General features: G+C 66.5%; 7 protein-coding genes and 1 pseudogene. 7 read left to right on the top strand and 1 reads right to left on the bottom strand.

Annotation, left to right across the window (positions count from 1 at the left end; all coding sequences use genetic code 11):
- The 3 genes from rpsR to ACTHJR_RS04250 form a co-directional block, all read left to right on the top strand.
- The coding region (gene rpsR / locus ACTHJR_RS04260; RefSeq protein WP_440521882.1) for a 30S ribosomal protein S18 at positions 1–120 on the top strand (120 nt) is incomplete at its 5' end.
- A 12-nt stretch (positions 121–132) separates the two neighbouring features.
- Positions 133–744: a 50S ribosomal protein L9 gene (gene rplI / locus ACTHJR_RS04255; protein ID WP_440521881.1), complete on the top strand. Its 612-nt coding sequence runs from the start codon at positions 133–135 to the stop codon at positions 742–744.
- A 364-nt stretch (positions 745–1,108) separates the two neighbouring features.
- Entirely contained in the window at positions 1,109–1,996 is an 888-nt protein-coding gene (locus ACTHJR_RS04250; RefSeq protein WP_440521880.1) for a PhzF family phenazine biosynthesis protein, read from the top strand.
- Between the two features lie 26 nt (positions 1,997–2,022).
- Here ACTHJR_RS04250 and mutL read toward each other — a convergent pair whose 3' ends face one another.
- Entirely contained in the window at positions 2,023–3,840 is a 1,818-nt protein-coding gene (gene mutL / locus ACTHJR_RS04245; RefSeq protein WP_440521879.1) for a DNA mismatch repair endonuclease MutL, read from the bottom strand.
- 140 nt (positions 3,841–3,980) lie between these two features.
- On the opposite strand from mutL, the gene ACTHJR_RS04240 reads away from it, so the two are divergent.
- The 4 genes and pseudogenes from ACTHJR_RS04240 to ACTHJR_RS04225 form a co-directional block, all read left to right on the top strand.
- A complete protein-coding gene (locus ACTHJR_RS04240) occupies positions 3,981–5,024 on the top strand; it encodes a rod shape-determining protein (RefSeq protein ID WP_440521878.1) in 1,044 nt (347 codons plus the stop codon).
- Between the two features lie 63 nt (positions 5,025–5,087).
- Positions 5,088–5,963 (top strand): rod shape-determining protein MreC, encoded by an 876-nt coding sequence (gene mreC, locus ACTHJR_RS04235; protein ID WP_440521877.1) that lies wholly within the window; start codon positions 5,088–5,090, stop codon positions 5,961–5,963.
- A complete protein-coding gene (locus tag ACTHJR_RS04230; protein ID WP_440521876.1) occupies positions 5,960–6,469 on the top strand; it encodes a rod shape-determining protein MreD in 510 nt (169 codons plus the stop codon). Before mreC ends, ACTHJR_RS04230 begins: the two co-directional genes overlap by 4 nt.
- Positions 6,466–6,812: pseudogene (locus ACTHJR_RS04225) on the top strand (penicillin-binding protein 2); the annotation flags it as partial. The gene ACTHJR_RS04230 and the pseudogene ACTHJR_RS04225, both read left to right, overlap by 4 nt.

The following is a 6,812-nucleotide window of genomic DNA, read 5'->3' as shown; positions in this document are numbered from 1 at the left end:
GAGCGTGGCAAGATCGTCCCCTCGCGCATCACCTCGGTGAGCGCGAAGAAGCAGCGCGAGCTGGCCCAGGCCATCAAGCGCGCCCGTCACCTGGGCCTGCTGCCCTACCTCGTTAAGTAAGGAGCGCCCGCGATGGACGTTATTCTGCTGGAGCGCGTCGAGAAGCTCGGCGCCATCGGCGATGTCGTGAAGGTCAAGGACGGCTTCGCCCGTAACTACCTTCTGCCGAACAAGAAGGCGCTGCGCGCCAACGAAGCCAACCGCAAGGTGTTCGAGGCCAACCGCGCCCGCATCGAGGCCGACAATGCCTCGCGCCGCGGCGACGCCGAGAAGGAAGCCAAGACTTATGAGGGTCTGTCGGTCACGCTGATCCGTCAGTCGTCGAACACCGGCCAGCTCTACGGGTCGGTCGCGGTCCGTGACCTGGTCGAGGCGCTCGAGGCGGAGGGCCACAAGATCGCCAAGTCGGCGATCGTCCTCGCCAAGCCGATCAAGGCGATCGGCGTGTACGACGTGAAGGTCCAGCTGCACCCCGAGGTCGCGGTGACCATCAAGGTCAACGTCGCCCGCTCGCCCGAAGAGGCCGAGATGCAGTCGCAGGGCGTCGACGTCATGGCGCAGATGTTCGAGGAAGGCCGCGACGTCACCGGCTTCACCGAGGACTATGATCCCAATGCCGAGCCGGGCGCGACCGCCGAGGTCCAGCCCGAGGCGCCTGCCGCCGAGGAAGCTTCGGAGGCCTGAGCCTTTCGCATCGCCAAAGAAAAAGGGCCGTCCGGAACATCCGGGCGGCCCTTTTCTTTGCGACCCTTCGGGGGGATCGAGGGTCGGCTAGCGACGTACTGGCGGGGGGATTCAGTACGTCGAAACGCAGGCACTCACGACCGCAACGAGCGGCACCAGGGCAAAAACGAACGGTAACACCTTCACGGTTCAATTCCTGTTCATTCAACAACCTTGTTCGCTGCTAAAAATGCGTACGAGGCCGCGAAGTTTCCAGAAGATGAACGGAAAAGTTTTTCTTCCAGCAGGGAACATTTTGCTCGCGCCAGTCGGAGGCGTACGAATTCCATAATGAACGCCGCACGATCGCCCCGGGGATAAAGCCATGAAGGCATTGATCTTTTTCACCGTCGACGTGTTCACTCAGACCCGCTTTTCCGGCAACCCCCTTGCCGTGGTGTTGGACGCCGACACACTCGATAAGCCAACGATGCAGGCCGTCGCGGCCGAGTTCAATTTGAGCGAGACGACCTTTGTCACCGCCCCGGCCGACCCAGCGAACACCGCCAAGGTGCGCATCTTCAATCGCTCCGCCGAAATGGCGTTCGCGGGGCATCCGATGGTCGGTACCGCCTTCGTCCTCGCGCAGCAGCAGCCCGACCTGGCTATTGCGCTGTTCGAAGTTCCCGCAGGCATCGTGCGGGTCGAAATCCATCGCGACGGCGACGGTGCGCCCGTCGGCGCCAGCGTGACCGTTCCACAGCCCTTGAGTCTCGGAGAGACGATTGCGCCGGAGATCGTCGCACGTGCGCTCCAGCTGGACCGGTCCGACGTCGTGACGGCGCACCATCTCCCGATCGTCGCGTCGAACGGCAACCCGTTCGTCATCGCCGAATTGACGCGCGACGCTTTGTCGCGCTGCGATCCCTCCCTGGCCGCGTTCCGGGAAGCGCGCGACGCCTATCCGCAGCTCGGCGGCCGGTTCGCGCTTCACGTCTATTGCAGAGTGGGGCAGATGCTCCAGGCCCGGATGTTCGCGCCACTATCAGGCACCTGGGAGGATCCCGCGACGGGGAGCGCCAACACGCCGCTCGCCGGCCTGCTGCTATCGCTCGATCCAGGCGCGCAAGACGCCCGCTTCGAGATTCACCAGGGTGTCGAAATGGGAAGGCCGAGCCTGCTCCATGTCGAGGCACGCCGCACGTCGGAGGGCATCGTGGCAAGCTTGCGTGGTAGCTGCGTGCCGGTCCTGCGGGGCGAAATCACCATCTGATCGCGAGCCGGCGGAGGCCTAACAACTCATTTCCTGCCGAACAGTTTCTCGATATCGCCGTGCGCCAGCTTCACCCAGGTCGGGCGACCGTGGTTGCACTGGCCGGAATGCGGGGTGACTTCCATTTCACGGAGCAAGGCGTTCATCTCGGCGACCGACAGCACGCGGCCGGCGCGGACCGAGCCGTGGCAGGCCATCGTGGCGGCGACATGGTCGAGGCGCTCCTTGAGGCTCAGCGCCTCGTCGAACGCGGCGAGTTCGTCGGCGAGGTCGGTGATCAGGCCGGTCACGTCGCCCTGCCCCAGCAACGCCGGGGTCGAGCGGACGAGCATCGCGCGCGGGCCGAAGCGTTCGAGGTCGAGGCCCAACTCCCCCAGCTCTTCGATCCTTGCTTCGAGCCGGTCGCAGGCGGGCTCGTCGAGTTCGACTACTTCGGGCAGCAACAGCGCCTGCGCCGCGACCCGGCCGCCGGCGAGCGCCGCGCGCATCCGTTCGAGCACGAGCCGCTCGTGCGCGGCGTGTTGGTCGACCAGCACCAGCCCATCCTCTGCCTCGGCGACGATATAGGTCTTGGCGACCTGGCCGCGCGCGACGCCCAACGGGTGCGCGACGCTCTCCGGCGGCGGCGCCCAGGCGGGTTCGGCGCGGGCGAGCGGTGGGGGCATCGCGAACGCGGGGCGTCGCTCCATGACCCTATTAAGCCCCTCCCCTTCAGGGGAGGGGTGGGGGGTGGGGCGGTGCAACAAATCCAGCGTCGCGTTTGGGGCACTGCCCCACCCCAACCCCTCCCCTGAAGGGGAGGGGCTATAGCCCGGCTGCCAGGCCGCCAGCGCAGCCTCGTCGGGGCGCTGCACGCTGCGATGTCCGGCCTCATCCAATGCCCGTCGCAACCCGCTGACGATCAGGCCGCGGATCATCTGCGGTTCGCGGAAACGGACTTCGGTCTTGGCCGGGTGGACGTTGACGTCGACCATGTCGGCCGGGAGATCGAGGAACAGCGCCACGACCGGGTGCCGGTCGCGCGCCAGCATCTCGGCATAGGCGCCGCGCACCGCGCCGGCGAGCAGGCGATCCTTCACCGGCCGGCCGTTGACGAACAGATATTGGTGATCGGCCACACCGCGATTGAAGGTCGGCAGCCCGGCGACGCCGCCCAATCGCACGCCTTCGCGCTCCAGATCGATGGCGACGCTGTTTTCCGCGAGCGCGCGATCGGTCAGCGCGGCGACGCGGCCTGGGCGATCCTCCGGCGCGTTGGTCGACAGCGCGCGCCGGCCGTCATGCTCGACCGAGAAAGCGATGTCGGGCCGCGCCATCGCCAGTCGGCGGACGACGTCGAGGCTGGCGCCATATTCGGCACGCGGGCTGCGCAGGAACTTGCGCCGTGCTGGAACACGGTCGAACAGCCCCTCGACGCGGACGCGCGTGCCCGGCGGCAGCGCGGCCGGCCCCTCTTCCACCAGGGCGCCATTGTCGACCACGCGCCGCCAGCCGTCGGCGCCGCGCACCCGGCTTTCCAGCGTTAACCGGGCGACGCTGGCGATCGACGGCAAAGCCTCGCCGCGAAAGCCCAATGTACTCACCGATTCGATCGCCTCATCGGGCAATTTCGAGGTCGCGTGCCGCTCGAGCGCGAGCGCCATATCGGCCGGCGTCATGCCACAGCCGTCGTCGATCACCTCGACCAGATCGATGCCGCCGGCGGCCAGCTTTACGGCGATCCGTAACGCTCCCGCATCGATCGCGTTTTCGACCAGTTCCTTCAACGCACTGGCGGGTCTTTCGACCACTTCACCGGCGGCGATACGATTGACGAGATGCTCCGGGAGGCGACGTATTGACATGGGTGTGACTCTAGACCAAGCGGCCCCATCCCGCGACCGCAAATGCCACGAAACCGGAGCCCGGATCTGGCTTTGGGGAACCGGATAAAAACAATCCAGCGCATGCCGTTGCGACGGCTCGAATTCGGACGGTCACTCGAATGGTCTTCTCGCGTTTCTTCAAATTCATGTCGCACGACATGGCGATCGATCTGGGGACGGCCAATACCGTCGTCTATCTGCGCGGCCGCGGCGTCGTGCTCAACGAGCCGTCGGTGGTGGCGGTCGAGACGATCAACGGGGTCAAGAAGGTCAAGGCGGTCGGCGACGACGCCAAGCTGATGATGGGCAAGACCCCCGACAGCATCCAGGCCATCCGCCCGTTGCGCGACGGCGTCATCGCCGACATCGACGTCGCCGAGCAGATGATCAAGCACTTCATCACCAAGGTGCACGGTGGACAGCGCCGCTTCATGCGCTGGCCGCAGATCGTGATCTGCGTGCCCTCGGGCTCGACCTCGGTCGAACGCCGCGCGATCCGCGACGCCGCGTCGAACGCCGGCGCCAGCCAGGTGTGGCTGATCGAGGAGCCGATGGCGGCCGCGATCGGTGCCGACATGCCGGTGACCGAGCCGATCGGATCGATGGTCGTCGATATCGGCGGCGGTACGACCGAAGTCGCCGTACTCTCGCTGCGCGGTCTCGCCTACACCACCTCGGTCCGCGTCGGCGGCGACAAGATGGACGAAGCGATCGTCTCCTATGTCCGCCGCAACCACAATTTGCTGATCGGCGAAGCGACCGCCGAGCGGATCAAGCAGGAAGTCGGCACCGCCAAGCCGCCCGCGGACGGCATCGGCGAGACGATCCACATCAAGGGTCGCGACCTGGTCAACGGCGTGCCCAAGGAAATCCAGATCAACCAGGGCCAGATCGCCGAGGCGCTCAGCGAACCGGTCGGTACGATCGTCGAAGGCGTGCGTATCGCGCTGGAAAACACCGCGCCGGAACTGGCGGCGGACATCGTCGACCAGGGTATCGTTCTGACCGGCGGCGGCGCGCTGCTCGCGGGGATCGACGAGGTTCTGCGTGACGAAACCGGCCTGCCGGTGACGATCGCCGAGGACCCGCTGACCTGCGTCGCGCTCGGCACCGGCCGCGCGCTGGAGGATCCGGTGTTCCGCGGCGTGCTGCATAACGCCTGACTTTCGGCTGAAACTGGGCGTAAGAATATAGAATCCCGGGACTTCGGGGTGCGAGGGAAGTGAATGGCGTCGCCACGCAACCGGCGCCCGGGTTATTCGCGGCGGGCGCAATATAGTCTGTTCATCAGCTACGTGATCTTGATCGCGGGGGTGCTGGTCGGCGGCGTGTTGCTGCTGGTCTCCAAGCTCGATCCCCCCGCTTTCTCGGCCATGCGCGCCGGCACGGCGGAAGTCACGGCGCCCGTCAGCGGCGCCGTTGGCTGGGTCGCGCGCGGGGTCGGCTCGGTTCCCGGCTGGATCGGCAGTTGGTTCACCGTCCACGGCGAGAACGCGCGGCTGAAGCAGCAGGTCGAGCGGCAGGAAAAGGTGCTGCTGCGCGCGCGCGCCATCGCCTATGAAAATCTCCGCCTGAAGCGGTTGCTCGCGATGCGCGAGCCGGGCGACATCGACGTGGTCAACACCCGCGTGGTGAGTTCCAGCGCATCGAGCACCCGTCGTTATGCCCTGATCTACGCGGGCATCGCCCAAGGCGTCCATGCCGGCATGCCCGTACGCGGCCCCGACGGCCTGATCGGCCGCGTGATAGAGGCTGGCCCCGACACCGCCCGAGTGCTCATGATCATCGATCCGGAAAGCGTCATACCGGTCCGGCGATTGAAAGACGGCGCGCCGGGTTTCGCCGCCGGTCGCGGCGACGGGATGCTGGAGGTGCGTCCGATCGCCATGGCCAACGGCCAGTTCGCGGTCGGCGATATCCTGGTGACATCGGGCACGGGCGGCATCTTTCCGCCCAACGTTCCGGTCGCCAAAGTCACCGAGCGCGGGCGCGACAGCGCGCTGGCAACTCCGCTCGCACGGCCCGACGTGCTCGATTTCGCGACGGTGATGAAAGCCTTCATGCCACCACCCCCGCCGCCGCCTGCGGACACCCGTCCGTGAGCCGGCCGCCGAGCGCCTTTGCCGAGCCGGCTTCCCCCACCCGTCTCTGGCTGATTCCGGTCGCGTCGGTGATGGCGGGATCGCTGGTCACCATCCTGCCGTTCATCGCCAGCTTCCCGATATTACCCCCGTTCGGGCTGATGATTCTCGCGGCCTGGAGGCTGTTGCGCGCGGAAGCGTTGCGTTTCTGGGCGCCGATCCCGTTCGGTTTCTTCGACGATCTGGTCAGCGGACAGCCGATGGGCAGCGCCGTATTGCTGTGGAGCATGGCGTTCCTGGCGATCGACCTGCTCGACCAGCGCCTGGTTGCGCGCGATTTCTGGCAGGATTGGGTTCTGGCGGCAGGCGCGATCGCCTTCGCGCTGATCGGAGGACGCTTGATCGCGACCGGGATTGAGGCGCATGTCGATACCCTGTTGCTGATTCAGGTAATCGTCGCGGTGCTGCTCTATCCCTTCGTCGCCCGACTGGTCGCGTGGCTCGACGTCAAGCGAGGCCGCGCTTGAACCGTCCGACGCGCCTGGTCGGCGAGGTCCAGCAATCCTACAGCTTCTCGCGCCGTGCCGTCGTATTGGGCGCGGCGCAGGGCGCGGTGGCGCTGGCGCTGGGCGCGCGGATGACATGGCTCGCGGTGATCGAGAACCAGCGTTATCAGCTGCTCGCCGAGAGTAATCGCGTCAATCTGACGATGATTCCGCCGCGGCGGGGTTGGATCATCGACCGCTATGGTCACCCGATAGCCAACAACCGCACCGATTTCCGCGTCGACATCATTCCCGACCGCTTGCCCAAGGACGATGCCGACCGGGTGATCAAGCTGCTCCAGCAGCTGCTGACCCTGCCGCCCGA

It is taken from the genome of Sphingomonas sp. (assembly GCF_051962185.1).
Taxonomy (GTDB): domain Bacteria; phylum Pseudomonadota; class Alphaproteobacteria; order Sphingomonadales; family Sphingomonadaceae; genus Sphingomonas.
This window is presented reverse-complemented; position numbering and strand designations above follow the sequence as displayed.